Source organism: Streptomyces sp. NPDC031670 (assembly GCF_055580545.1).
Map to the genome: position 1 here is coordinate 69,463 of NZ_JBVILC010000020.1, position 25,820 is coordinate 95,282.

A 25,820-nucleotide genomic window follows, 5' to 3' on the forward strand; every position below is an offset into this window, starting at 1 on the left:
TTTCGCATCCAACCATGCCCGGCCGGAAGGCCGCTCATTACTCCTGGGTTACCCAGGTGCCGCCAGGGTCAGACAGCCCCTGGCCAGGACGCGTGCGAGGGATTCGACGACCTCGGGCTGATAGTCCCGTCCGGTGCCCAGCCGGAGCCGCTCCAGGGCGCTCAGGGAGCTGCCCGGCCCGCCCGGGGGGCCCGCGAGGTCGTCGTAGGCGTTGACCGCGCGCACGATCCTCGCGGGCAGCGGCTGCTCGCGGTAGGGGTCGGCCTGCCGTTCCACGATCACCGCGACCTCGGCGGGCACCCCGGTCTGGCGCACCACGGCCCCGCCGAGAAGGGCTATCCGGCGCTGTTCGGCGGCGGGCAGCAGCGCGGTGGCCCCGGCGGGCACGGGGTCGACCAGTGAGAGTTGGCCGATGTCGTGCATCAGCGCCGCGTACTCCAGGACGGTCAGCTCGGACTCGCTCAGCCCCAGCTCGCGCCCGACGGCCCGGCTGAGCACCGCGACCCGGCGGGCGTGGCCGGGCTGGGTGTAGCCGGCGATCTCGGTGGCGCGGGCGAGCGAGGTGATGGTCTGCCGGTAGGTGGTGCGTACGGCCGCGTACCGCCGGAACGCCAGCTGGGTCAGGAGCAGCGGCACACAGAACACCGGGAGCGCCCACAGCCCCGCCACGGCGACCGCGAGGGCGATGACGGCCCCGGTGGCGCAGACCGCCGAGCCGACGCCGAGCAGCGCCCGCAGCTCGTCGCGGAGCAGCGGGCCGTACGGGAAGGAGGTGCGGGACCGCAGCAGCGCGGCGGCGACGACCGCGTCGCACAGGGCGGTGAGCACCAGGACGAGCAGCAGGAACAGCGCGTAGTACGGGCCGTGCCCGACCCACAGCTCCAGCGTGCCCGAGTTGTAGAGCGGCTGGAAGCAGGCGGCGGCGAAGGCGACCGTCAGCACCCGCCGGGCCATCCGGTCCAGGCTCGGGCCCCGGCCGGCCGCCACGTGCGGCACCGCGCCGACCAGGGCGGCGGCCAGCACCACGGCGACGGACTGGAGGACGCCGTGGTGGGTGGGGTGCCCGGCGTTCCGGCCGAGCAGGGCGTACGCGAGGGCGCCCGCCGAGCCGAGCGGCGCGCTCTCGCGCGCGGCGGCGGTGCCCTCGTCCGCCCCGTCCCCCCAGCGGGCCAGCTCCCCGACGGTGACCAGGGCACCGAAGGCGAGCGCGACGCCGGGCTCCTCGACCCCGGACCAGAAGGTGGCGGCCAGCGCCCAGGCGGTGAGGGCGGCGGCGGCCCCGTACACCAGGGCGACCGTGGACGGCAGCGCACGCGCCCGCGGGGGGCTCATGGGCGCCCGGCCCGGGCGGTGTCGCGCGCCGGGACGTTTCGGCGTCCTGGGCCCGCGCCCCGGTCCGGCTCGTCCGCCGTCACCGCGGGGTGCCAGCCGTGCCGGTCGAGGGCGCGCACCAGGGCGCCCACCATCGCGGGGTCGAACTGGCGTCCGGCGCACCGCTTCAGCTCCTCGACCGCGGCCCGCACCGGCCGGGCACGGCTGTAGGAGCGGGTCGAGGTCATCGCGTCGAAGGCGTCGGCGACGGCGACCACCCGGGCGAACTCCGGGATCTGCCCGCCGGCCAGGCCGTAGGGGTAGCCGCTGCCGTCGAGCCGCTCGTGGTGGTGCAGGATCGCGGCGCGCGCCTCCCCGAGGAAGCCGATGCCGCGCACCATCTCGTGCCCGTACTCGGGGTGCAGCTCGATCACCGCGCGCTCCTGCGGGGTGAGCGGCCCGTCCTTGCGCAGCAGCCGGGTGGGCACGCCCAGCTTGCCCACGTCGTGCAGGATCCCGGCGAACCGCAGCACCTCGACGCGGCCCTCCTCCATGCCGAGCTCCCGGGCGATCAGCACGGAGGCGAGTCCGACGCGCTCGCTGTGGCCGCGCGTGTAGGTGTCCTTGATGTCGACGGCCTGCACGAGGGCGCGGATGGTGGCCTGGTGGGCGGCGTGCTCGCGGTGGTACTGCGCGAAGACCCAGCACGAGACGTACATCGGGAGCAGCACCAGCAGGGCGGCGGGCGGGCCGTACGGGCTGCGCCAGAGGACCGCCATCATCAGCCCGGCGAGGCCGTGGACGCAGTACGGGCCCAGCGAGCGCAGCAGCAGCCCGCGCCAGGCGGTGCGGGCCGGCAGCCGCTCGGCGGTCCACAGGATCAGCCCGTCGAGGGCGGCCAGGACCGCGCAGAAGACCAGCGCGGCGGCCCCGGCGGGCAGCAGGACGTACGGGAAGTCGGGGGCCGGGGCGGCCGGGGTGCCGCCGAGCGGGGCGCGTCCGCCGAGCAGGGCGTGCGCCTCGGCGGCGGCGCCCACGGCGAGCGCCAGCCGGGCCGCCCGCCACAGCCGGCGCGGGGCCCGGGGCTCCTGCTCGGCCTGGACGAGGAGCGTGCCGGGGACGGCGACCAGCACGGCCGCGGCGGGCGGCAGCAGGAAGGCGGCGGCGAGCAGCACCGGGAAGAAGGAGCCGGGGGCGGTCGGCACGGTGACGCGGCCGGCGAGGAAGGGGCAGCGCGCGGGCCATTCGCACAGCGCGTACAGAGCGGCGAGCAGGCCGAGCGCGCCCCAGGGGACGCCCCCGCGCGCCACGGGTAAGGCGCACGCCCCGGCGGACACCACCGCGCCCAGGAGAACGGCACGCGCCCCCCGGGGCAGGGTCCGCCACTGCGGTCGGTCCATGGCGCGCCTCCCTACCTGCTCCGGATCGGGAGGATAGGCCCGCACGGGACGACGGGTAGGCGCATTGTCGGATTGAACCGTTCGGGCCCGGGCGGATTAGCACCTTCGGGTGACAGATTCCCGGTACGGATTCGAGGGACGAAAAAAGGGCCGCGCCCGTGGCAGCGGCCCTTCCTCCCGCGAGGAACCGGGGAACGGCTCCCGGCTCAGCTCTCGGTGACGATGTCCTGGTCCGGCACGGCCTGGCCGGAGCGGATCAGGTCGATCCGGCCCATGACCTTGGAGCGCAGGTCGGCGGGGACGTCGTCCGACCCGCAGCACCGTTTCACCAGCTTCTTCACGGCCTGTTCGAGGCCGTACTTCTCCAAGCACGGCGAGCACTCCTCGAAGTGCACCTCGAACTTGTTGCAGTCGCTGTCGGGCATCTCGTGGTCGAGGAACTCGTAGAGATGGTCCAGGACCTCAGAGCAGTCCGTCTCGTGCGGCTCTCCGCAGCTCATGAGCCCGAGCCTTTCGCTTCGTCCGACTCGCCGGCGCCGGCCGGGACGAGCCCGCGGTCACGGGCGTAGTCCTCCAGCATTCCGCGCAGTTGGCGGCGGCCCCGGTGCAGCCGGGACATCACCGTACCGATGGGTGTACCCATGATGTCCGCGATCTCCTTGTACGCAAAGCCCTCCACGTCCGCCAGATACACGGCGATGCGGAACTCCTCGGGGATCGCCTGGAGGGCTTCCTTCACGTCGGAGTCGGGCAGGTGGTCCAGCGCCTGCGACTCCGCCGACCGCAGTCCGGTCGACATGTGCGACTCGGCGCGCGCGAGCTGCCAGTCCTCGATCTCCTCGGCGGCGCTGCGCTGCGGTTCACGCTGCTTCTTGCGGTACGAGTTGATGAAGGTGTTGGTGAGAATCCGGTAGAGCCAAGCCTTGAGGTTCGTCCCCTCCCGGAACTGGTGGAAGGATCCGTATGCCTTCGCGTAGGTCTCCTGCACCAGGTCCTCGGCGTCCGCGGGGTTGCGCGTCATGCGCAGCGCGGCCGAGTACATCTGGTCGAGGTAGCCGAGGGCATCCCGCTCGAAGCGTGCGTTGCGCTCGGCGGTCGACTCTTCCACGTGGCCGTCGTCGGTCCCTGTGACCGGACCCACCTCCTCGAACGGTGTGACGAGTCCGAAGCCGGACCCGCTCGAATCGGAGAATAGTCGAGTCTTCGACGGTTCCCGCCGATCCGGTCCGCCCGCCGCTCCATTGGGAGCGATCTTGGCCGCCGACAGCACCGTCCAGTCCAGGTCAGCGCCGCGTGAGCGGCTGGGGCAGATGGTCGAACCCATGCGACGGACTCCCTCTCCAGAAATACCGGCCCTGCGGATGTACACGTCCGTCACAACAGCGGACCGGTACGTGTCATTCCCGCAGTGCGCCCGCCCACCGCCCGACGCCCCGGGTGATGATCCCGAGGGCCTCGTCCTGCGTCAGCGAGCCCCGCTTGGGCACGGCGAACCCGTGGTCCCCGGAGGGCACCTCCACCAACGCGTACTCCCCCTCGGGGAACTCCCCCGGCCGCCCGAAGGGGTCGTTGCCGCCCTGGACGACGAGGGTGGGCACCCCGGTCCCGAGCAGTTCCTCGGCACGGGACTTCTCGGGGCGGCCGGGCGGGTGCAGCGGGAAGCTCAGCGCGAGCACGGCGTGCGCCCCCAGCTCGCGCGCGGTCCGGCAGGCGACCCGGGCACCGGCGCTGCGCCCGCCGGCGACGACGGGCACCCCCGCGGCGGCGAGGGCGGGCCACACGGCCCGCCACCCCGTGTCCAGGGTCCTGGGCGCCGGTGCCACCTTCTTCCCGGCGACGCGCCAGGGCTGCTCCACGAGGGCAACGCTCACGCCGAGCGGGGGCAGGGCGCCGGCGAGCGCGACGAGATCGCGCGCGTCGATGCCGCCGCCGGCGCCGTGGCCCAGCGCGAGGAGGAGCCGGGGGGCAGGGGCGTGGTGCCAGGTGATCCGGGCGTCCCCGGCGGGCGTCTCGACGAGATCGGTAGGGGTCACATCCCCATCCTGCCCGGCGAACGGAGATCCGCCGCGCTCCCGCACGCCCCACCGGGGGGCGCGGTCCCCTAGAAGAGCGTCCCCTCCTCCGGCCCCGCCAGCTCCTTCAGCAGCTCCGGCCCGTTGTTCCGCACATTGCTGACCGCCGTCGAGACCGCGTACGCCCGCATCAGCCCCTCCGGCGGCGGAGCCAGCAGCCCCCGGAGCTCCTCCACGGACATCGAGGACGGGTCCAGCCACGCGTCCCACCGCGACGGCGTCAGCATCAGCGGCATCCGGGGATGGATCGCGTACAGCGTGGACGGCCCCTCCGCGGGCGCCACCCCCAGTGGCCCCTTCTCCGCCTCCGTCGTGATCACCGAACAGGTCGCCCACCACGCGCGCGGATGGTCGTCCGGCAGTGAGGCGTCCCGCCAGAACTCGTAGAGCCCGGCCATCGCGAACACCGAACCGTCCGCCGGGGAGATGAAGTACGGCTGCTTGCGGGGCCGTTTCCGCTTCCCCTCGACCTCCAGCTCCCGCTCGTCCACCCCGGTGACCCACTCGTAGTAGCCGTCGGCCGGGATGATGCAGCGGCGGGCCGCGAAGGGCCGCCGGAACGACGGCTTCTCGTGCACCGTCTCCGCCCGCGCGTTGATCATGCGCGCGGCCCCGTCCGGCGAGCTCGCCCAGGACGGCACCAGGCCCCACCGAAGTTTCCGCAGCTGGCGAACCGGACGCGGGTCGTCCGCGTCTTTCAGTGGACGCTCCAGGACCGCGTAGACCTCTTTGGTCGGGGCCACGTTCCAGTCGGGCGCCAGCGTCTCGCTCGGATCGGGGTCCCACTTCTCTATCTCGAAGACGCCCGCGAGATCCTCGGGGCTACGACTCGCCGCATACCTCCCACACATGACCGTCACCCTGCCACGCGGCAGCCGACCACGAGGAGCCGTCCCGGAAATGGCCGATGAAATGCCCGACCTGCACGTTTTCGGCACCCAGGCCGCCCCCGCCCAGTGGCTGGTGGTGGCCACCGCGATAGCCGCCCTCGCCGTCGTGCTGCCGCACGGCGTCTGGCGGCTGTCCCGCAACGCGATCACCATCGCCCACGAGGGCGGCCACGGCCTGGTGGCCCTGCTCACGGGCCGCCGCCTCGACGGCATCCGGCTCCACTCCGACACCAGCGGCCTCACCGTCAGCCGGGGCCGCCCGACCGGCCTCGGCATGATCCTCACCGCCGCCGCCGGCTACACCGCTCCCCCGCTGCTCGGCCTGGGCGGAGCCTGGCTGCTCGCGGCCCACCGCGTCACCCTGCTGCTCTGGCTCGCCACCGCCCTGCTGCTCGCGATGCTGGTGATGATCCGCAACCTGTACGGCATGCTCACCGTGGTCCTCAGCGGCGCCGCCTTCCTGCTGGTGTCCTGGCTGACCTCGCCCGATGTGCAGTCCGCGTTCGCGTACACGGTGGTGTGGTTCCTGCTCCTCGGGGGCGTACGGCCGGCCTTCGAGCTCCAGGCCAAGCGGCGCCGGCACCACGGCGGCGCCGTCAGCGACACAGACGCCGACCAGCTGGCGCGACTCACGTCCGTACCACCGGCGCTCTGGCTCTTCCTCTTCCACGCCGTCTCGGTCTGCTCGCTCATCGGCGGCGGACGGTGGCTGCTCGGACTCTAGGTTCTCCCACCACTAAAGTGAGAGCCATGACCGAAACGCCCGTGCACCCCGCCCTCTGGCCCGCCCCCGTAGCAAGCGGAGCCGTCGACGCGACGGTCACCGTGCCCGGATCGAAATCGGTCACCAACCGGGCGCTGGTGCTGGCCTCCCTCGCCGCCGAGCCCGGCTGGCTGCGGCGCCCCCTGCGCTCCCGGGACACCCTGCTGATGGCCGAGGCGCTGCGCGCGCTCGGCGTCGGCATCGAGGAGGGCGTGGGCCCGGACGGCTCCGGCGAGGCCTGGCGTGTGATCCCCGCCGGTCTGCACGGCCCGGCCACCATCGACGTGGGCAACGCCGGTACGGTCATGCGCTTCCTGCCCCCCGTGGCCGCGCTCGCCGACGGGCCCGTCCGCTTCGACGGCGACCCCCGCTCGTACGAACGGCCCCTGAACGGCGTGATCGACGCCCTGCGCGTGCTCGGCGCGCGGATCGACGACGACGGCCGGGGCGCGCTCCCGCTCACCGTGCACGGCAGCGGCGCCCTCGACGGCGGCCGGGTCCGGATCGACGCCTCCTCCTCCTCCCAGTTCGTCTCCGCGCTGCTGCTCTCCGCGCCCCGCTTCAACCAGGGCGTGGAGGTACGGCACACCGGCGCCACCCTGCCGTCCATGCCGCACATCCGGATGACCGTCGACATGCTGCGCTCGGTCGGCGCGCAGGTGGACGAGCCGGAGACCGGCGGCGAGCCGAACGTGTGGCGGGTCTCGCCGTCCGCGCTGCTCGGCCGCGACCTCACGGTCGAGCCGGACCTGTCCAACGCCCAGCCGTTCCTGGCCGCCGCCCTGATCACCGGCGGCAGGGTGACGATCCCGGACTGGCCCGAGCGCACCACCCAGCCGGGCGACCAGCTGCGGCGGATCTTCACCGAGATGGGCGGTTCCTGCGAGCTGACCGAGCGGGGCCTGGTCTTCACCGGCTCCGGCTCGATCCACGGCATCGACGTGGACCTCGGCGAGGTCGGCGAGCTCACCCCGGGCATCGCGGCGGTGGCGGCGCTGGCCGACTCGCCCTCGACGCTGCGCGGGGTCGCCCATCTGCGCCTGCACGAGACGGACCGGCTGGCGGCCCTCACCAAGGAGATCAACGAGCTCGGCGGCGATGTCACCGAGACCGCCGACGGTCTGCACATCCGCCCGCGCGCTCTGCACGGCGGCGTCTTCCACACCTACGACGACCACCGCATGGCCACGGCCGGCTCGATCATCGGCCTCGCCGTGGAGGGCGTCCGGATCGAGAACGTGGCGACGACCGCCAAGACGCTGCCCGACTTCCCGCGGATGTGGACCGGGATGCTGACCGGGGCCGGAAACTGAGCGGGGCCTGAGCAGATGCGCCGCTACGGCAAGAACCCCGACGAGGACGACATCCGGGTCCGCCCGAACCGCAAGGGCAACCGTCCCCGCACCACCATCCGCCCCAAGCACGAGGACGCCTGCGAGGGCATGGTCCTCACCGTCGACCGGGGCCGGCTGACCTGTCTCGTCGAGGGCCGCACGGTCACCGCGATGAAGGCCCGCGAGCTGGGCCGCAAGGCCGCGGTGGTCGGGGACCGGGTCATGATCGTCGGTGATCTCTCGGGCGAGAAGGACACCCTGGCGCGGATCGTGCGCATCCAGGAGCGCAGCTCGGTGCTGCGCCGCACGGCGGACGACGACGACCCGTTCGAGCGGGTGATCGTCGCCAACGCCGATCAGCTGGCGATCGTCACCGCCCTCGCCGACCCCGAGCCGCGCCCCCGGCTCATCGACCGCTGTCTGGTCGCCGCCTACGACGCCGGGCTCACCCCGCTCCTGGTGCTGACCAAGTCGGACCTGGCCCCGGCGGACGAACTCCTGGAGATGTACGGGGCGCTGGGCGTCCCGCACGTGGTCACCTCGCGCGAGGAGCTGTACAGCGGCGACGCGGCGGACCGGGTGCGCACCCACCTCGGCGGCAAGGCCACCGCCTTCGTCGGCCACTCCGGCGTCGGCAAGACGACCCTGGTCAACGCGCTGGTCCCGGAGGACCGCCGGCGTATCACCGGCCATGTCAACGCGGTCACGGGCCGCGGCCGGCACACCACCACCTCGGCCCTCGCGCTGCCGTTGGCGAGCAGCGACGGCGGCTGGGTGATCGACACCCCGGGCGTACGGTCGTTCGGGCTGCACCACGTGGACCCGTCCCGGGTCATCCTCGCCTTCCCGGATCTGGTGCCCGGCACCGAGAACTGCCCGCGCGGGTGCAGCCACGACGAGGCGGAGTGCGCGCTGGACGCCTGGGTCGCCGAGGGGCACGCCGACCCGGCGCGGCTCTACTCGCTGCGCCGGCTGCTCTCCACCCGGGAGCGCCACGAGGGCGACTGACGGGCGGCGAGTGCATAATCGCCCTAGCGATGACGAGCAGTCACCTATGTGTTGCGGGAGGGCTTGGACATGGCGTGGCTGCTGGTGGTGGTCGCCGGAATCCTGGAGACGGGGTTCGCCGTCTGTCTCAAACTGTCGCACGGCTTCACCCGGATCGCCCCGACCATCGCCTTCGCGGCGTTCGCGCTGGGCTCGTTCGGTCTGCTCACCCTGTCGCTGAGGAAGCTGGACGTGGGTCCGGCGTACGCGGTGTGGACCGGTATCGGCGCGGCGGGCACCGCGATCTACGGCATGGTCTTCCTCGACGACGTGGTCTCCACGCTGAAGCTGGTGTCGATCTCGCTGGTGATCGTGGGCGTGATCGGCCTGCAGATCTCGGGCTCGGCGCACTGAGGCCCCGGCCGCCCGCACGGACCCTCCGGCCCGGCGCGCCCACTCACGGCGCGGGCCGCACCGGCGTACGGGCCAGGACCGCGCGGACATGGGCCGCGTGCCCGCTCCCGCCGGGCCCGGCGGGCGGTCCCGGATCCGGCGCCATCACATACGACAGCGCGAGCCGCACCACCGTCTCGCAGCAGCGGGCGAGCTCCCCCGGCTCCACACCGGGCAGCTCCTTCTCCAGCGCCGCGAGCGAGCGGTCCCGTACCGTCGCCACCAGCTCTGAAGGCCCCGGAACCCCGGCGTCCGCGCGGCGCTGCGCCGGTACGGGAGAGTGCGCGCCCAGCGTGCGGGCTGCGCGCGGGGCGGGCAGCCGCTCGTCCCGGCAGCCGGTGAGCAGCGCCCGGATCAGCGCGCTGGCGCGCGCCGAGCGCACGGTCCACTCGACGAGGGCGACCAGCCGGTCGGCCGGGACCACCCGTTCGGCCAGGACACGGTCGACGCCGCGCAGATAGATGTCGGCCTCGCGCCGCACCAGGGCGCGGGCCAGGCCCTCCTTGCTGCCGAACTCGTTGTACAGCGTCTGCCGGGACACTCCGGCGGCCGAGGCCACGTCCACCATCCGCACCGCCGACCAGGGCCGTGCCGAGAGCGCCGAGACGGCGGCGTCCAGTAGGGCTTCCCGCGCTGTGGGCATCGCGCCTCCCCGGGCCGTGCGAGCGGGCCGTCCTCAGAGTTGACGCGCGCCCCCGCACTGTCAATAGCCGCGGCGGGCGGCGCGGGGACCTTGGCCGGTGTCCGCATCCCGGGCCATGTGGTCCCCGCAGGTGCCGGTCGATACGGTGTGGCCATGCCCGACTACCACGATGATCTGCGTCTCGCCCACGTCCTCGCGGACGCCGCCGACGCCGCCACGATGGACCGGTTCAAGGCGCTCGACCTGAAGGTCGAGACCAAGCCGGACATGACGCCGGTGAGCGAGGCCGACAAGGCCGCCGAGGAGCTGATCCGCGGCCATCTCCAGCGGGCGCGGCCCCGGGACGCGATCCTGGGCGAGGAGTACGGCCTGGAGGGCACGGGTCCGCGCCGCTGGGTGATCGACCCGATCGACGGCACGAAGAACTATGTGCGCGGGGTGCCGGTCTGGGCGACGCTGATCGCGCTGATGGAGGCGGGCGAGGGCGGCTACCGGCCGGTGGTGGGCGTGGTGTCGGCGCCCGCGCTCAACCGCCGCTGGTGGGCGGCGAAGGGCCACGGCGCGTACACCGGCCGCAGCCTGTCGCAGGCGACCCGGCTGCGGGTCTCCAACGTCTCCCGGCTCGCGGACGCCTCGTTCGCGTACTCCTCGCTGAGCGGCTGGGAGGAGCGCGGCAAGCTCGACGACTTCCTGGACCTGACCCGGGCGTGCTGGCGCACGCGCGCGTACGGCGACTTCTGGCCGTACATGCTGGTCGCGGAGGGGTCGGTGGACATCTGCGCCGAGCCGGAGCTGTCGCTGTGGGACATGGCGGCGAACGTGATCGTGGTGCAGGAGGCGGGTGGCGTCTTCACCGGTCTGGACGGCAGGGAGGGCCCGCACAGCGGCGACGCGGCGGCCTCCAACGGCCTGCTCCACGACGAGCTGCTCAACCACGTGGGCACCGCGGACTGAGGCGCGGCCCCGGCGCGGGCCCGCGACTGGGGCACCAGAGGGGCGTGGGTCGTACTTTTACGCGCCCCTCAACTGACCTCTACCACCCTCTTGTTGACGTGCGTCCCTGGATGCCACTCTAGGAGTCCCCCCACTTGTGAACTTGTGAATCCGTTCGCGTTTCCCGTACTCCCGTACGGGACCACGGGGGTTCACCAAGGAGGTGGCTCCTTCCATGCTCGTCCGTGACGCCATGAGCACGGTGATCCTCACCATCGGACCCGCGCACACCCTCCGTCAGGCCGCCCGGCTGATGGCCGCGCGCCGCGTCGGAGCGGCCGTCGTCCTCGACCCCGACACCAGCGGGCTCGGCATCCTCACCGAGCGCGACATCCTCAACTCCCTCGGCCAGGGCCAGGACCCCGACCGGGAGACCGCGAGCACCCACACCACCACCGACGTCGTCTTCGCGGCGCCGGGCTGGACCCTGGACGAGGCGGCCGACGCGATGGCGCACGGCGGCTTCCGGCATCTGATCGTCCTCGACGGGGCCGGGCCGGTCGGCGTGGTCTCGGTCCGGGACATCATCCGCTGCTGGGCGCCCACCCGGCGCCACCCGGCCGAGCTGGTCGGCTGAACCGCCACGGGCACGCACTTGGGCACGCGCGGAGGGCCGGCTCCCCCGGGGAACCGGCCCTCCGACTGCCTACGACAAGCGATCCAGTGCTGTTCAGCCGCGCAGGGCCTGGACCGCGGCCTCCAGCCGCTTGCCGAAGTCCTCGTCCGCCTTGCGGAAGTTCTCGATCGCGCGCTCGGCGATGTCGTCGCGCGAGACCTTGGCGATGAAGCCCGACAGGTTCTCGATCAGCCGGGTCTTCTCGTCCTCCGAGTACAGCCGGTACAGGTTGCCCGCCTGGACGAAGTCGTCGTCCTCGGCGTGCAGCGGGGCGGCGTGGCTGCCCGTCACGTCGCCGACCGGGACCGGCTGCCACAGCGGACGGCCGGTCTGCTGGGGACCGCCGAAGCTGTTCGGCTCGTAGTTCTTCGCGCCCTTGTGACGGCCGTCGTACAGCTGGCCGTCACGGGAGTTGGTGCGCGCCTCGGTGGCGTGCGGACGGTTGACCGGCAGATGGTCGGCGTTGATGCCGACGCGGTAGCGGTGGGCGTCGCCGTACGCGAAGAGGCGGCCCTGGAGCATCTTGTCGGGGGACGGGCCGATGCCGGGCACGAAGTGCGCCGGGCTGAAGACCGACTGCTCGACCTCGGCGAAGATGTTCTCCGGGTTGCGGTTGAGCTCCAGCTTGCCGATCTCGATCGGCGGGTAGTCCGCGTGCGGCCACACCTTGGTGAGGTCGAACGGGTTGAAGCGGTAGGTCGCCGCGTCGGCCGCCGGCATGATCTGCACCTGCACGGTCCAGGACGGGAAGTCGCCGCGCTCGATCGCCTCGCGCAGATCGCGCTGGTGGCTGTCCGGGTCCTCGCCTGCGAGCTTGTTGGCCTCGGCCTGGGTGAGGTTCTTGATGCCCTGGTCGGTCTTGAAGTGGTACTTGACCCAGAAGACCTCGCCCGCCTCGTTGTTCCACTGGTACGTGTGCGAGCCGTACCCGTTCATGTGGCGCAGTGTGGCCGGGATGCCGCGGTCACCGAAGAGCCAGGTCACCTGGTGGGTGGACTCGGGGCTCAGCCCCCAGAAGTCCCAGACGTTGTCGGCCTCCTGGGAGCCGGTGTACGGGTCGCGCTTCTGGGTGTGGATGAAGTCGGGGAACTTGATGGCGTCCCGGATGAAGAAGACGGGCGTGTTGTTGCCGACCAGGTCGTAGTTCCCCTCCTCCGTGTAGAACTTCAGCGCGAAGCCGCGCGGGTCGCGCACGGCGTCGGCCGAGCCGAGGTTGCCGGCCACGGTGGAGAAGCGCAGGAACGTCTCGGTCTCCTTGCCGACCTCGGAGAGGAACTTCGCGCGCGTCCACCGGGTGACGTCCCGGGTCACCGTGAACGTGCCGTAGGCGCCCGCGCCGCGCGCGTGGACTATGCGCTCCGGGATGCGCTCCCGGTTGAAGTGCGCGAGCTTCTCCAGGAGCGACTGGTCCTGGAGGAGCACCGGGCCGCCGGCCCCCGCGGTCTCGCTGTTCTGGTTGTCGGCCACCGGCGCGCCGGCCTCCGTGGTGAGCGGTCCCTGCGTCACGTGCGCCTCCTGCGTCATTCCTGCGAGTCCTGTCCCCTGGCCTGTGTCGTAATCGATCCTACAATGGACTTTGTCTAAGTCAAACGCTCATCCAAAGTCACACCCGTTCGGGATACGCTCCTCCGACTGTTAGGCTGGCCCTTATGAGTGACCTCCTGGAACGACTCCGCGGACGCGGCTGGCGCATGACGGCCCAGCGGCGTGTCGTGGCCGAGGTCCTCGACGGGGACCACGTGCATCTGACGGCGGACGAGGTCCACGCGCGCGCGGTGGCCAAGCTCCCCGAGATTTCCCGCGCGACCGTCTACAACACGCTGGGCGAGATGGTGACGCTGGGTGAGGTCATCGAGGTCTCGACGGACCGCCGCGCCAAGCGGTACGACCCGAACGCGCACCGGCCGCACCACCACCTGGTCTGCGCCCTGTGCGGCGCGATCCGCGACGTCCACCCGACGGGCGACCCGCTCGCTGAACTTCCCGCGGCGGAGCGCTTCGGGTTCACGGTGTCCGACGTCGAGGTCACCTACCGGGGGACCTGCCCGGACTGCGCAACGGCGTAGTCCTCCCCTAGTACCAGGGCGGTCGTCGGCAACCGCCCCCCTTGATGGGCAGACGCCCCCCTTGGTGGGCAGACGCCCCCCTTGGTGGGCGGAAACGACTCAGGGCCCGGATCCATTGGATCCGGGCCCTGAATACTTGGTAGCGGGGACAGGATTTGAACCTGCGACCTCTGGGTTATGAGCCCAGCGAGCTACCGAGCTGCTCCACCCCGCGTCGGTGAACCCAACAGTACGTCACCGCGCGGACCAGCGCAAACCCGATCAGCCGCACCCCGCTCGCGCGGCGCTACGCCGTCAGCTCCTCGTGCAGGGCCTCCCGCAGCCGGGCCGCCCGCTCCGCCACCTCGGCCGGACCGAGCTCCACCGCCCGCGCGCACCAGCGCTTGCCCTCCGCCAGCTCCCCGCACCGGGCGGCGAGCAGCGCGAGCCGCAGCGCGGCGCGCCCGTGCCCCGCCTGGGCGGCCCGGGCCCACCACAGCGCCGCCTCCCGCTCGCGGCCCTCGCGGGCCAGCAGCAGCCCGAGGTTGAAGGCGCCGTTGCGGCTGCCCGCCTCGGCCGCCTCCCGGTACCAGCGCGCGGCGCCCTCCTGGTCGCCGCGGGCCGCCGCCAGCATGCCGACCCGGACCTGGGCGCGCCGGTGGCCCTGGGCCGCGGCGCGCTCGTACCACTCCTCGCACTCCGTCTTCTCGGCCACCGGCTCGCCGAGGACCGGCGCGCCCGGCGGCGGCTGGCGCGCGTCGAGGACGGTGGCGAGCCGGAACGCCGCCTCCGCGCTGCCGCCGCCCGCCGCGCAGCGCAGATGCCGCTCGGCCGCGGCCTCCTCGCCGTCCCGCAGCAGCGCCATGCCGACCTGGAGGGCCGCCTCGGTGTGCCCGGCCGCCGCCGCCCGCTCGTACCACTTCAGGGCGGTCCGGTCGTCGTCGCGGCTGGCGAAGAGGATGCCCAGGTTGAAGGCCGCGTCCACGCTGCCCGCCTCGGCCGCCTTGGAGAACCACGGCTCGGCGCCGGTCGCGTCGCCGGCCTGGAGCAGCAGCACCGCGAGCGCGTTGGCCGCCTCGCGGTGGCCCGCGTAGGCGGCGCGCCGGTACCACTGCTCGGCCTGCGCGGTGCGCTCCTGGGCGGCGCAGAGCAGCGCCAGGTTGTACGCCCCGTTGTCGTCCCCGGCGTCCATCGCGGCGCGGTACCAGCGCTCGGCGGTCTGGGTCTCGCCCCGGGCCGCGTGCAGGGCGCCCAGCGCGTTGGCGGCGTTGCCGTCGCCGTCCTGGGCGGCACGCAGCCACCACACGGCCGCGCTCTCCTCGTCGCCCGCGTCCCGGAGCAGGAAGCCGAGCGCGCAGGCGGCCTTGGCCTCGCCGTCCTTGGCCGAGGTGAGGTACCAGCGCCCGGCCTCCTTCAGCTCGCCGCGCTTCTCCAGGATCGCGCCGAGGTGCAGCGCGGCCCGCCGGTGCCCGCGCGCGGCGGCCTGGCGGTACCACTGCTCGGCCTCGGCGCTCCTGGCCCCGGGGTCCGTCTCGGGCTCGACAGCGATGTCAGGCTCGGCGCCGGCACCCTCGCCGCGCCGGTCGATGAGCCGGGCGAGACGGTACGCGGCCTCCCGGTGGCCCTGCTCGGCCGCGGCGCGCAGCCAGCGCTCGGCGCCCACGTCGCCGCGGTGCTCCAGCAGGTCGGCCAGGGCGTACGCCCCCAGCGCGTGGCCCTGTTCGGCGGACTGGCGCAGCCAGTACTCGGCGGCCGGCTCGTCGCCGCGCTCGCGGTAGTGCCGGCCCAGCGCGTGGGCGGCGGCGGCGGAGCCCGCGACGGCGGCGATACGCCACCATCCGGCCGCCTCGTCGGCGTATCCGCGCTGGTGCAGCAGGACACCCAGGTTGTTGGCCGCGGCGCGGTCGCCCTCGGCGGTGGCGCCGCGCAGATAGGGCTCGGCGCTGTCGAGGTCGCCGCGGCGCAGCAGCAGGGCTCCGAGAACGCTCATGGACGCGGCGTCGCCGCAGTCGGCCGCGCGCCGGTGCCGTGCCTCGGTCTCGGCGTCGGCGGCGTCATCGGAGCGCATCCGCGCAAACCGCCCTGTCTCCAACAGAGTTGCCCTGTCCCCCATAAATACCATCGTCGCACCACCAGCTACCCGCGTACACCTGGTATACCGCAGCCAGAGAGGTCACTTCAGCGTTTTGTCGACATGCCCACAGAGAGATAAGCCAAACGCAGCAGGGACACATCCGGACAGCGCAAATCGACGAGGGCCCGGATCCTGATGGATCCGGGCCCTCGTCCGTGAGTAGCGGGGACAGGATTTGAACCTGCGACCTCTGGGTTATGAGCCCAGCGAGCTACCGAGCTGCTCCACCCCGCGTCGGTGAACACAACGTATCACGACGCGGGACGGAGCCCGACCGGATAATCGGCCGAAGGGCCCGGTGCTCAGCCGCTCCCTCCCCCGCCGGAGCCGCCGGCCGGGGCCCCTCCGGAGGCCCCCTTCGCCTTGGACTCGGCCTCGGCGGCGCGCTGGAGCGCCGCCTGGAGGTCCTGCTGGGCCTTGCCGTACGCCGCGAAGTCGCCCTTCTGCAGCGCCTTCTGACCGTCGTCGTACGCCTTCTGGGCGTCCTTGATGGCCTGTTCCACCGTGGCGTTGGTCCCGGTGGCCGGCGGCTTGGTGGTGTCCGTCGGCGGCTTCGTCGCGGGCGGCTCGGCGCCGTCCACGCCGAACACCGCGTTCAGCGCCTGCGCCAGGGTGTCCTTGAAGACGGTCCTGTCCCCGTAGGAGACGCCGACCTTCTTCAGGAGGGGGTAGTTGGCGGAGCCACCGCGCGCGTACACCGGCTCGATGTAGAGGAACCCGCCGCCCAGCGGCACGGTCAGCAGATTGCCGTAGTCGATCTCGGAGTCGCTGCCGCGCAGGTTGCGGACGAACTCGGCGACCTCCGGGAGGCCGTTGAGCTTGCTCTGCACCTGCTGCGGGCCCTGGACGTTGTCGGTGACCCGGAGGAGTCTGATCGTGCCGTAGTCCTTGCTGGCCGCGTCCGCGTCGATCGCCATGAACCCGCCCAGGTTGGGCCGTCCGTTCGGCGTGAACGTCGTCGTCAGGGAGAACTTGTTCCCCTGCGTCTCGGCGCCCGGCATCTTCATCGACAGGTAGTACGGCGGGACCGCGACGCCGTCCTTGTTGGTCGGGTCGTCCGGCACCTGCCAGGCGTCACTGCCGCTGTAGAACTGCACGGGGTCCGTGACGTGGTACCGGGTCAGCAGCTCGCGCTGGACCTTGAACATGTCCTGCGGGTAGCGAAGATGGGCGAGCAGGTCGTCCGGGATGGCGGCCTTCGGCTTCACCGTGTGCGGGAACGCCTTCATCCAGGTCTTCAGGACCGGGTCCTTGGTGTCCCACTGGTACAGCGTCACCGTGCCGTCGTACGCGTCGACGGTGGCCTTCACCGAGTTGCGGATGTAGTTGACCTGGTTCTGCTGGGCCACCACCGCGCGCTGGCGGGTGGTCAGCGAGTCGGCCGTCGTCTCACCCAGCGTCGTACGCGAGGCGTAGGGGTAGCCGTTGGTCGTGGTGTACGCGTCGACGACCCACTGGATCCGGTTGCCGATCTTGGCGGGGTAGGGGTCGCCGTCGATGGTCAGCCACGGGGCGACCGCCTCCACCCGCTGCTTCGGGGTGCGGTTGTAGAGGATCTTCGAGCCCTCGCCGATGGCTCCCGAGTAAAGGATCTGCGGCTCGCTGAAGGCCACCGCGTACGCGGCGCGGTTGAAGGGGTTGGAGAGGCTGACCCCGCCCTTGCCGTCGAAGCTCGTCGTCTTCTGGCCCTTGCCCTCGGACTCGTAGTCGAGCTCCTTCTGCGGACCGCCGACGATCGAGTACTGCTCGGTCTTCTCGCCGTAGTAGATCCGCTGCTCGTACCGGTCGAACCGGCCCGCGGTGGGCAGACCGGACTCGGTGAAGTCCGGGGAGCCCGTGGAGTCCACGCTGGTGCCCTTGGCCGCGATCATCCCGTAGCCGTGGGTGTAGGTGAAGTGGTCGTTGATCCAGTTGCGCTTGTCGATGCCGTTGAGGTTCAGCTCGCGCAGACCGACGACCGTGTCCTGCTCCTTGCCGGCCTTGTCCGTGTAGCGGTCCACGTCCAGCGGTACGGCGAACTGGTAGTACTTGCGCTCCTGCTGGAGCTGCTGGAAGGCGGGGGTGACCACGTTGGGGTCGATCAGCCGGTAGCTGGCCGCCGTGTCGGCGTCGGCGCGCAGCTTGGCGTTGTCCTCCGCCGCCGTCGTCCCCTTGTAGTCCCGCACCTCGGTGCGGTCGATGCCGTACGCCTCGCGCGTGGCGTCGATGTTCTTCTGGATGTACGGCGCTTCCTTGGCCTGCTCGTTCGGCTGGACCTGGAACTTCTGCACGATCGCCGGGTAGAGCCCGCCGATCAGGATGGCCGAGAGGACCATCAGGCCGAAGCCGATCACCGGGAGCTGCCAGGTGCGGCGCCACAGCGTCGCGAAGAAGAGCAGCGCGCAGATGACGGCGATGCAGAACAGGATCGTCTTCGCCGGCAGATAGGCGTGGGCGTCCACGTACCGCAGACCCGTCCAGTTGCTGCTGGCCTTGAAGTCACTGGACTTGACCGCCAGGCCGTACCTGTCCAGCCAGTACGCCACGGCCTTCAGGACGACGAAGACGCCGAGCAGCACCGACAGGTGCCCGGTGGCGGCGCCGGTGGCCCGCGCTCCGGGGCTGGTGATCCGCAGCCCGCCGTACAGGTAGTGCGTGAGGGCCGCGGCGATCAGGGACAGCACGGTCGCCGCGAAGCCGAAGCCGACCAGGAACCGGTACCAGGGCAGGTCGAAGGCGTAGAACGACACGTCCAGATGGAACTGGGGGTCCTTCTGCCCGAACGGCACCCCGTTGACCCACAGCAGCCAGGTGCGCCACTGCCCGGAGGCGGAGGCCCCCGCGATCAGGCCGACGAGCGCGGCGATGCCCAGGAGCAGCCACTTCTTGAACGGGGCGATGCCCATCCGGTAGCGGTCCAGGCTCTGCTGCTCCAGCGACATCGCGCTGAGCGGCGGTCGCAGCCGGTGCGCCAGCCAGATGTTCAGGCCGACGGCCACGGCCATCAGGACGCCGAAGAAGGAGAACAGGCCGATCTTGGTCCACAGGGTGGTGGTGAAGACGGACGAATAGTGCACCGAGCGGTACCAGAGCCAGTCCGTCCAGAACCCGGCGAACATGACGAAGATCATGGCCAGCACGGCCAGGATTCCCAATGTCATGAGCAGGGTCCGGACGCGGCGGGACGGCCGGCCGACTCTGATCCGTGGCCCGGACGGGCCTCCGCCGCGGTCCGGCATCTGGAAAGCCAAGGTGCGCACCTCGAAGTTAGCTGTCGATTGAGCAGGCCCCGCGATCGTAGAGCCCACTCATGCAACTTACTGAGGCTTTACTCAGTTCCCGATCCGGGGGTGAAAGAGGGCAGGATGTTGGCCATGTCCAACGTTTCCCCCTCCGGCCCCCCGATGGCCGCGAGCCCCCTCACCCGCGCAGTGCTGGAAATCGACGAGTACGCCGCCGGTCTCGGCTGGGACCAGCCGGCCCGGCTGTTCGCCCTGGTCGACACCGTCAAGCTCCGTACCCAGGAGCCGGGGCTGGCCGCCCAGCTCGGCCTCGACCAGGGCGACACGGCCGCCCCGCTGACCCCGATCGAGCAGGACGAGATCCCGGCCGGCCAGGCCCTCGACGAGTTCCTGGGCACCATCGCCTGGCCGGACGCGGTGGTCGGCTGCGCGCTGACCGTGGAGCGCCTGATGCTGCCGCCGTCGGCCGAGACGTCCGTGCCCGAGGGCCTGAACGAGAAGCAGCTGGCGAAGTGGGTGGCCAAGCACCCCGACCGCCAGGAGGTCCGGATGACGGTCGCGGTCCTGCGCGACGGCGCCCGTGACTCGGCCGTACGGCTGCGCGAGAAGGACTCGCCGACCGAGGTGCTCACCGGCGCCGGTCTCGTCCCGGGCCTGGCCGAGGCGCTGGCCGCGACCTTCGCGGAGTAGCGGCGGGCCGTCAAGCGCGGGCCGCGTCCACGCGCGCGTGGACGCGGCCGGTCACTTCGCCGAGCAGCTCGGCAGACCGGCCGTGTCCCCCTTGCGGATCTTCTCCAGCGCCTTGGTGGCGTCGTCGATGGTGGAGACCTTCACCAGGGTGAGCCCGCCGGGGGTGTCCGAGGCCGCCGCGGCGCAGTTCTCGGTGGGCGTCAGGAAGTAGCGGGCGCCCGCGCCGCGCGCGCCGATCAGCTTCATCTCGATGCCGCCGATCGGGCCGACCTTGCCCGCGTCGTCGATCGTTCCCGTACCGGCGATGAACTTGCCGCCGGTCAGATCGCCGGGGGTGAGCTTGTCGACGATGCCGAGGGCGAACATCAGGCCCGCGCTCGGGCCGCCGACGTCGGCGAGCTTGATGTCGATGGCGAACGGGAAGGTGTGGTCCGTCCCGGCCTGGATCCCCACGATCGCCCGGTCGCCGTCCTTGGCCTTCTCCGTGGTGACGGTGACGTTCTCGCCGCCCTCGGGCTCCTTGCCCGCCTTCGCCGCCGCTGCCGCCTCCTTGGCCGGGACGACGGAGAAGACCACGTTCTGGCCGGGGCGGTGCTTGGTGACCAGCTTCGCCACGTCGGAGGGCTCCTTGACGGGCGAGCCGTCGACGGACCTGACCACATCGCCCGCGTGCAGCCTGTTCTCGGCCGGGCCGGCCTTCACCACGGACGCCACGACGACCCGGGACTTCACCGGGATCTTGAGCTCGTTGAGGGCCGCGACCTTGGCGCTCTCCTGCGACTGGCTGAACTCCTCGGCGTTCTCCTGCGAGGACTGCTCCTCGGTCTTGCCGTCCGGGTACAGCGTGTCGTGCGGTACGACCTTGTTGTCGTGGGCCAGCCAGCCGTAGACGGCCTCGACCAGGTTCATGTTGTAGTCCGCACCGGTGACCCTGACCGTCGTCATGTTGAGGTGACCGGTCGTGGGGTAGGTCTTGTGCCCGGAGATCTGCAGTACGGGCTCGCCGCGCGCCTCGCCGAGGGTGTTCACCGTGGGACCGGGCGACATCTCCGAGTACGGCACTTTGATGAGGACGCCTGCGCAGAGCAGCGCGATCAGGATCAAGGTGGAGGCGAGCATCGTCGCGGTGCGGCGTGGCATGGAACGACAGTACGGGACGTGCCTGTCAGCGCACCGCCGGGGCCGGTCCGTACGGGGAGGGTGGGCATCCTGGTACGTACCGAGGCGCGAGAGGCGCGCCGGAGAGGGTCAGACGGGCTCGGTTCCGGCCTGGGATTTCTCCATGGCTTCTCGGAACCGGCTGTAGCCGGCGAGTTCCGCGATGTCGCCGGTCGTGCGATTGCGGGCGGCCCAGCTCGCCCATATCGCCGCGCCGACAGCAGCGAAAAGCGGAATCAGCAACCAGGTGAGAGCAGCCATTCCGTCCTCCCGTCCCCAGATGAGCGACCGCAACTGACAGATCAGCAGATTAACCATCTGCGAGATCAACGCTCGCGGCAGGGGTGCGGTTACGCAAATCGGGGCGGATCACCCCGACAGGGTTTCAGACACCCCGGCCGGACGTCCCGTTCACCCGTTGGGGGCGCGGCCCGCGACCGGCGGGCGCCCGTCCGGCCCCCTGAACGACGGCGCTAAGCGCCGACCCATTCGTCCGTACCGTCCGAGAACCGCTGGTGCTTCCAGATCGGGACCTCGTGTTTCAGGTCGTCGATCAGCTTGCGGCAGGCCGCGAAGGCCTCCCCGCGGTGCGGACAGGAGACCGCCACCACGACCGCCAGATCGCCCACGGCCAGTTCGCCCACTCGGTGGACGGCGGCCAGCGCGCGGACCGGGAACTCGGCGACGACCTTGTCGGCCACTCGGCGCATCTCGGCCTCGGCCGTCGGATGGCACGAGTACCCGAGCGCCGCCACGTCGGCACCGCCGTCATGATCACGCACGGTGCCGACGAAGAGCGCGGTGCCGCCGGCCGAGGGGTCGCCCACGGCGCGGAACACCTCGTCCAGGGAGAGCGGGGTGTCACGGATCCCGAGCAGCCGGATCGGGTCGTCCGCCCCCTGCTCGCCGGGGTGGTCGTGCGAGGTCTGTGCCATGGCCCCATCGTGCCGTACCGCACTGACATCGCGGTATAGCTCTTTCACCCCGTCACCGCAGCCTCCCGTAGGAGGGTCCTACAGACCCCGGCGCTTACGGGCCCGGCGGATCGCCGCGGCGGCTCCCAGCAGGGCGACCGTCGCTCCGGCGGCCCCGGCGGCCGTCGCGTCCTTCCGGCCCAGCCGGCGGCCCGCCACGGTGTGTCGCCCGGCGGCCTCCTCCAGGAGCTCCGCGAGGACCTCCTCGTTGGTCCACTGGGGCCGCCAGCCCGCGTCGTGCAGCCGGCCGACACTGACCACCCAGGGGTGCATGGTGTACGCCAGGTCGCCCGCCGGGGACGGGGTGAGGCCGATCCGGTGCAGCCGGGCGGCGGCGCCGAGCGCGACCGCCGAGGGCAGCTCCATCCGCCGGATGCCGCTGAGCTCCTCGACCTCCTCCTGTTCGAGCCAGCCGTCGCAGCCGACCGCGAACTCCCCGTCGACCTTCCCCAGCGCCGCGTACTCCAGAGCGCTGCACAGGTCCTCGACATGGCAGAACTGCCAGGTCGGGCGGGATCCGGCGACGACCAGGAGGCGCGGCGACTCGAAGTACCGGGTGAGGGCGGTGTCAGTACCGCCCACCAGGACGGCGGGCCTCACCACCGTGACGTTGAGACCCGGATGGGCACGCGGGGCGCGCCGGCCCAGCCGCTCGATCTCCAGGAGGTCGCCGACGCCGGTGGCCTCGGCGGTGGCGCGCAGCTCGGCGTCCTCGGAGAGGGGGATGTCGTTGTCGGGCAGCGCCCCGTAGACCATGGCCGAGGTGCACAGCACGACCCGGTGGACCCCGGCCGCCGCGGCGGCCGTGAGCACCGTCTGGGTGCCGCGTACGTTGTAGGCGGTGCGGGCCGCGGCGTCGGACTCCAGGTCGAGGTCGAGCGCCAGGTGCACGACGACGTCGGCGCCGCGCAGCTTCTCGGCGATGGCCGGGTCGCGTACGTCCAGGATGTGCCAGGTGGCCTCGGACACCTCGCCCCGGCGCTCGTCGATGGCGATGACCTGCTTGATCTCCTCGGACGCGGCGAGCCGCGCGGTGAGGAGCGCGCCGATCCCGGCCGCGGCACCGGTGACCGCGACGACGGGACCCCGCGCTGCGGAGGGGGAAGGGTTTCGCGCTGCGCGAACCTGCGGATCTGGGGAACTCACCGGGCGTCTCCAGCGGTTGTCTTCAGTACGTACACGAATGACGCGTACGGACCAGGTGACGTCCATCCTGCCGCAGGCCGAGAGTCGGCGGAGCACCGAGCCCTCATCCGGCGCGGATGTCTACGCTGGTGGTGTTGGTGGGCAGTCGCCGTCGGCAGGAGCCGGCGGCCCTAGGAGCCGAGGAAACCCGTGAGTGACAACCCATTCGGATTCGGCCTTCCGCCGGAGGAGCCGGAGAACGGCGACGAGGGCAAGGAGAAGGGCAAGGGCAACCAGGGCGGCCCGGCGAATCCCTTCGGGTTCGGCGGCGGGACCGGCGGCGCGGACAATCCGTTCGCGGCCATGTTCGGTTCGCTGAACCCGAACGACCTGGGAGCGGCCTTCCAGCAGCTCGGCCAGATGCTCAGCTACGAGGGCGGTCCCGTGAACTGGGACATGGCCAAGCAGATCGCGCGTCAGACGGTCGCCCAGGGCACCGCCGACGGCAGCAAGGACGCGAGCGTCGGCCCGGCCGAGCGCGCCGCCGTCGAGGAGGCCGTGCGCCTGGCCGACCTGTGGCTGGACGGGGCGACGTCGCTGCCCTCCGGCGCGTCGACGGCCGTGGCGTGGAGCCGCGCGGAGTGGGTCGAGGCGACCCAGCCCGCCTGGAAGGAGCTCGTCGACCCGGTCGCCGAGCGCGTCGGCGCGGCCATGGGCGGGGTGCTGCCCGAGGAGATGCAGGCCATGGCGGGCCCGCTGATCGGCATGATGCGCTCCATGGGCGGCGCCATGTTCGGCCAGCAGATCGGGCAGGCGGTGGGCGTCCTCGCGGGCGAGGTCGTCGGCTCGACCGACATCGGCCTTCCGCTGGGCCCGCCCGGCAAGGCCGCGCTGCTGCCGCTGAACATCGACGCGTTCGGCAAGGACCTGGGCGTCCCGAAGGACGAGGTCAGGCTCTACCTGGCCCTGCGCGAGGCGGCCCACCAGCGCCTCTTCGCCCATGTGCCGTGGCTGCGCTCGCACCTGTTCGGCGCGGTCGAGGGCTACGCGCGCGGGATCAAGGTCGACACGGCCAAGCTGGAGGACGCGGTCGGCCAGCTCGACGTGTCCAACCCCGAGCAGCTCCAGGAAGCGCTTCAGCAGGGCATGTTCCAGCCGGAGGACACCCCGGAGCAGAAGGCCGCCCTGGCCCGGCTGGAGACGGCGCTCGCGCTGGTCGAGGGCTGGGTGGACGCGGTGGTGCACGAGGCCGCCAAGCCGCGCCTGACCTCGGCGGACGCCCTGCGCGAGACCCTGCGCAGGCGCCGCGCGAGCGGTGGCCCGGCCGAGCAGACCTTCGCCACCCTGATCGGCCTCCAGCTGCGCCCGCGCCGGTTGCGGGACGCCTCGCGCCTGTGGGCCTCGCTCACGGACGCGCGCGGGGTCGACGGCCGCGACGGTCTGTGGGAGCACCCGGACATGCTGCCGACCGCTTCCGACCTGGACGACCCGGACGGCTTCGTCCACCGCGAGCAGCTGGACTTCTCGGAGCTCGACAAGATGCTCGGCGAGGCCGCCTCCCGCCGGGACGAGCCCCAGGAGGACCCCTCGGCCAAGGACGACACGGCCAAGGGCGACGACGACAAGGACGACGACGGCAAGTGAGTCTGTATGAAGACGCGGTCCTCGTACTGAAGACGTACGAGGACCAGCCCGAGCTGCGCCGGACCTACCTCGACCATCTCTCGGCGCACCCGGACGGCATGTGGAAGGCCTGCGAGGCCGGCCACCTCACGGCGAGCGCGCTGGTGATGGCCCCGGAGCGCGGGCAGGTGCTGCTGACGCTGCACCGCAAGCTGAACAGGTGGCTGCAGATGGGCGGGCACTGCGAGCCGCAGGACGTCTCGCTGACGGCGGCTGCCCTGCGCGAGGCGACGGAGGAGTCCGGTGTGACCGGTCTCACCCTGCTGCCGGGCGGACCGGTCCGGCTCGACCGGCACCCGATCCCCTCGCCGTGCAACTGGCACCTGGACGTCCAGTACGCGGCGCTGGCCCCGGCCGGGGCGGTCGAGGCGATCAGCGACGAGTCGCTGGACCTGCGCTGGTTCGGCTACGACGAGGTGGCCCGGGTCGCCGACGAGTCGGTGGTGCGGCTGATGGAGACCGCGCGGGCCCGGCTGTGACGGGCTGACCGGGGACAGCACCGGAACCGGGTAGTGAGCGGGTAAGGGGCGGTCGCCCATGGCGACCGCCCCTTACCGACGCCCCGGTCAGGTCCAGGCGTTGCCCTGGTTCTGCGCGTGGGCGCCCTGCTGGCCCATGCCGTACTGGGCCCGCAGGCCCTGGCCGATCACCGCGTTCTGCGGCGGCAGCACCTCGCTGGGCTGCACGAGCGCGAAGCCCTGGCCGAGGAAGCTGAGCTCCCAGCCCTCCCCCGTGTTGCCGCGCCGCCGCCACACGCCCGTGGAGTGCGTCTGCGCCTGCATCTGCACCCGCAGCGAGGTGGACCACGCCACGATCGCGTCCGCGTCGGCGTTGACGTACTTGTCCGGGGTGACCTGGAGCATCAGCGGCTGGCCGGAGGTCATCAGGACGACCTTGCCGGTGCCGGTGATGTTGAGCTGGAACTTGCCGGTGCCGGAGATGCCGTACTGGCTGTCCACGGCGACGACCTCGTAGTGCAGCGAGGAGTCCATGGCGAGGACGTAGCCGCTGTCCACGGTCAGCCCGTCCCGGTCCACGTCCACCACATGGACGTACTGCGCGAGATTGGCGAGGTAGACGGTGCCCTGGCCCGAGACGCGCATCAGGTCCAGGCCCTCGCCGGTGCGGGCGTGGGCGTTCTGGTGGCCCCGCGACTGGTACTCGCCGTCGAACTCCATCAGCCCCTGGTAGGCGACCATCGAGCCCTTGCGGGCGAGGATGTCGTCGTGGCCGGTGAGCACCACGCGCAGCAGCTGCGCGTTCTGCGCGCTGTAGCGCTCCTGGGACTGCTGCTCGGTGTAGCTGAAAAGCGGGCTCTGCATGGTGTT

Annotated in this window: 25 protein-coding genes and 2 tRNA genes; 10 read left to right on the plus strand and 17 right to left on the minus strand. The window is 72.0% G+C overall.

Going from position 1 to position 25,820, the window contains the following annotated elements; all coding sequences use genetic code 11:
• Positions 1-48: 48 nt before the first annotated feature.
• From ACZ5ID_RS29415 to ACZ5ID_RS29440, 6 genes are all read right to left on the minus strand, one after another.
• Positions 49-1,332, minus strand: coding sequence for an HD-GYP domain-containing protein (locus tag ACZ5ID_RS29415; protein WP_468903834.1), 1,284 nt, complete (start codon positions 1,330-1,332; stop codon positions 49-51).
• The gene (locus ACZ5ID_RS29420; protein WP_468903836.1) at positions 1,329-2,711 is read right to left on the minus strand and encodes an HD-GYP domain-containing protein; all 1,383 of its coding nucleotides are present in this window, start codon (positions 2,709-2,711) and stop codon (positions 1,329-1,331) included. Before ACZ5ID_RS29420 ends, ACZ5ID_RS29415 begins: the two co-directional genes overlap by 4 nt.
• A gap of 206 nt (positions 2,712-2,917) precedes the next feature.
• The gene (gene rsrA / locus ACZ5ID_RS29425; protein ID WP_371654607.1) at positions 2,918-3,211 is read right to left on the minus strand and encodes a mycothiol system anti-sigma-R factor; all 294 of its coding nucleotides are present in this window, start codon (positions 3,209-3,211) and stop codon (positions 2,918-2,920) included.
• Complete coding sequence (locus ACZ5ID_RS29430; RefSeq protein ID WP_180357259.1) at positions 3,208-3,852, minus strand: sigma-70 family RNA polymerase sigma factor; 645 nt, start codon at positions 3,850-3,852, stop codon at positions 3,208-3,210. The genes rsrA and ACZ5ID_RS29430 overlap by 4 nt, the downstream gene beginning before the upstream one ends.
• Before the next feature lie 256 nt (positions 3,853-4,108).
• Complete coding sequence (locus ACZ5ID_RS29435) at positions 4,109-4,744, minus strand: alpha/beta hydrolase family protein (RefSeq protein ID WP_468903838.1); 636 nt, start codon at positions 4,742-4,744, stop codon at positions 4,109-4,111.
• A 68-nt stretch (positions 4,745-4,812) separates the two neighbouring features.
• Positions 4,813-5,634, minus strand: coding sequence for an SOS response-associated peptidase (locus ACZ5ID_RS29440; RefSeq protein WP_468903840.1), 822 nt, complete (start codon positions 5,632-5,634; stop codon positions 4,813-4,815).
• A gap of 49 nt (positions 5,635-5,683) precedes the next feature.
• On the opposite strand from ACZ5ID_RS29440, the gene ACZ5ID_RS29445 reads away from it, so the two are divergent.
• From ACZ5ID_RS29445 to ACZ5ID_RS29460, 4 genes are all read left to right on the plus strand, one after another.
• Positions 5,684-6,397: a M50 family metallopeptidase gene (locus tag ACZ5ID_RS29445; protein ID WP_468903842.1), complete on the plus strand. Its 714-nt coding sequence runs from the start codon at positions 5,684-5,686 to the stop codon at positions 6,395-6,397.
• A 26-nt stretch (positions 6,398-6,423) separates the two neighbouring features.
• Positions 6,424-7,749, plus strand: coding sequence for a 3-phosphoshikimate 1-carboxyvinyltransferase (gene aroA / locus ACZ5ID_RS29450; protein ID WP_468903845.1), 1,326 nt, complete (start codon positions 6,424-6,426; stop codon positions 7,747-7,749).
• A 15-nt stretch (positions 7,750-7,764) separates the two neighbouring features.
• Positions 7,765-8,778: a ribosome small subunit-dependent GTPase A gene (gene rsgA, locus ACZ5ID_RS29455; protein ID WP_468903847.1), complete on the plus strand. Its 1,014-nt coding sequence runs from the start codon at positions 7,765-7,767 to the stop codon at positions 8,776-8,778.
• 69 nt (positions 8,779-8,847) lie between these two features.
• On the plus strand, positions 8,848-9,171 hold the full coding sequence (locus ACZ5ID_RS29460) for a DMT family transporter (protein WP_344075238.1): 324 nt from the start codon (positions 8,848-8,850) through the stop codon (positions 9,169-9,171).
• 43 nt (positions 9,172-9,214) lie between these two features.
• On the opposite strand, the gene ACZ5ID_RS29465 is transcribed toward ACZ5ID_RS29460, so the two are convergent.
• Positions 9,215-9,853: a TetR/AcrR family transcriptional regulator gene (locus ACZ5ID_RS29465; protein ID WP_468903850.1), complete on the minus strand. Its 639-nt coding sequence runs from the start codon at positions 9,851-9,853 to the stop codon at positions 9,215-9,217.
• 153 nt (positions 9,854-10,006) lie between these two features.
• On the opposite strand from ACZ5ID_RS29465, the gene hisN reads away from it, so the two are divergent.
• Both hisN and ACZ5ID_RS29475 read left to right on the plus strand, forming a co-directional pair.
• Positions 10,007-10,807 carry a histidinol-phosphatase gene (hisN, locus tag ACZ5ID_RS29470; protein WP_468903852.1) on the plus strand — a complete coding sequence of 267 codons (801 nt, stop codon included), beginning with the start codon at positions 10,007-10,009 and terminating at the stop codon, positions 10,805-10,807.
• Positions 10,808-11,021: 214 nt separating this feature from the next.
• Positions 11,022-11,423 (plus strand): CBS domain-containing protein, encoded by a 402-nt coding sequence (locus ACZ5ID_RS29475; protein WP_468903854.1) that lies wholly within the window; start codon positions 11,022-11,024, stop codon positions 11,421-11,423.
• Between the two features lie 93 nt (positions 11,424-11,516).
• Here the strand turns inward: ACZ5ID_RS29475 and ACZ5ID_RS29480 are convergent, their stop codons facing one another.
• Entirely contained in the window at positions 11,517-12,986 is a 1,470-nt protein-coding gene (locus tag ACZ5ID_RS29480) for a catalase (RefSeq protein ID WP_468903856.1), read from the minus strand.
• Between the two features lie 125 nt (positions 12,987-13,111).
• Here ACZ5ID_RS29480 and ACZ5ID_RS29485 point away from each other — a divergent pair, with 125 nt between their 5' ends.
• A complete protein-coding gene (locus ACZ5ID_RS29485; protein ID WP_468903858.1) occupies positions 13,112-13,528 on the plus strand; it encodes a Fur family transcriptional regulator in 417 nt (138 codons plus the stop codon).
• Positions 13,529-13,665: 137 nt separating this feature from the next.
• Here the strand turns inward: ACZ5ID_RS29485 and ACZ5ID_RS29490 are convergent.
• The 4 genes from ACZ5ID_RS29490 to ACZ5ID_RS29505 form a co-directional block, all read right to left on the minus strand.
• Positions 13,666-13,742: transfer RNA gene (locus ACZ5ID_RS29490), tRNA-Met, on the minus strand.
• Positions 13,743-13,814: 72 nt separating this feature from the next.
• Complete coding sequence (locus ACZ5ID_RS29495) at positions 13,815-15,575, minus strand: tetratricopeptide repeat protein (RefSeq protein WP_468903860.1); 1,761 nt, start codon at positions 15,573-15,575, stop codon at positions 13,815-13,817.
• 226 nt (positions 15,576-15,801) lie between these two features.
• Positions 15,802-15,875: transfer RNA gene (locus ACZ5ID_RS29500), tRNA-Met, on the minus strand.
• A 68-nt stretch (positions 15,876-15,943) separates the two neighbouring features.
• Positions 15,944-18,859, minus strand: coding sequence for a UPF0182 family membrane protein (locus tag ACZ5ID_RS29505; protein ID WP_468903921.1), 2,916 nt, complete (start codon positions 18,857-18,859; stop codon positions 15,944-15,946).
• Positions 18,860-18,985: 126 nt separating this feature from the next.
• Here ACZ5ID_RS29505 and ACZ5ID_RS29510 point away from each other — a divergent pair, with 126 nt between their 5' ends.
• Positions 18,986-19,552, plus strand: a complete 567-nt coding sequence (locus ACZ5ID_RS29510) for a PPA1309 family protein (RefSeq protein WP_468903862.1) — start codon at positions 18,986-18,988, stop codon at positions 19,550-19,552.
• A gap of 51 nt (positions 19,553-19,603) precedes the next feature.
• Here ACZ5ID_RS29510 and ACZ5ID_RS29515 read toward each other — a convergent pair whose 3' ends face one another.
• The 4 genes from ACZ5ID_RS29515 to ACZ5ID_RS29530 all read right to left on the minus strand — a co-directional run bounded on the left by ACZ5ID_RS29515 (position 19,604) and on the right by ACZ5ID_RS29530 (position 22,830).
• Positions 19,604-20,692: a YlbL family protein gene (locus ACZ5ID_RS29515; protein WP_468903864.1), complete on the minus strand. Its 1,089-nt coding sequence runs from the start codon at positions 20,690-20,692 to the stop codon at positions 19,604-19,606.
• Positions 20,693-20,800: 108 nt separating this feature from the next.
• The gene (locus ACZ5ID_RS29520; protein ID WP_468903928.1) at positions 20,801-21,028 is read right to left on the minus strand and encodes a hypothetical protein; all 228 of its coding nucleotides are present in this window, start codon (positions 21,026-21,028) and stop codon (positions 20,801-20,803) included.
• A gap of 155 nt (positions 21,029-21,183) precedes the next feature.
• On the minus strand, positions 21,184-21,645 hold the full coding sequence (locus tag ACZ5ID_RS29525; RefSeq protein WP_468903866.1) for a molybdenum cofactor biosynthesis protein MoaE: 462 nt from the start codon (positions 21,643-21,645) through the stop codon (positions 21,184-21,186).
• 78 nt (positions 21,646-21,723) lie between these two features.
• Positions 21,724-22,830: an SDR family oxidoreductase gene (locus ACZ5ID_RS29530; protein ID WP_406555032.1), complete on the minus strand. Its 1,107-nt coding sequence runs from the start codon at positions 22,828-22,830 to the stop codon at positions 21,724-21,726.
• A 189-nt stretch (positions 22,831-23,019) separates the two neighbouring features.
• Between ACZ5ID_RS29530 and ACZ5ID_RS29535 the strand changes: the two genes are divergently transcribed.
• Positions 23,020-24,453, plus strand: coding sequence for a zinc-dependent metalloprotease (locus tag ACZ5ID_RS29535; RefSeq protein ID WP_468903868.1), 1,434 nt, complete (start codon positions 23,020-23,022; stop codon positions 24,451-24,453).
• Positions 24,450-24,971: an NUDIX hydrolase gene (locus tag ACZ5ID_RS29540; RefSeq protein WP_468903870.1), complete on the plus strand. Its 522-nt coding sequence runs from the start codon at positions 24,450-24,452 to the stop codon at positions 24,969-24,971. The genes ACZ5ID_RS29535 and ACZ5ID_RS29540 overlap by 4 nt, the downstream gene beginning before the upstream one ends.
• An 87-nt stretch (positions 24,972-25,058) precedes the next feature.
• Here the strand turns inward: ACZ5ID_RS29540 and ACZ5ID_RS29545 are convergent, their stop codons facing one another.
• Complete coding sequence (locus ACZ5ID_RS29545; protein WP_406555035.1) at positions 25,059-25,814, minus strand: AIM24 family protein; 756 nt, start codon at positions 25,812-25,814, stop codon at positions 25,059-25,061.
• Between the last annotated feature and the right edge of the window lie 6 nt (positions 25,815-25,820).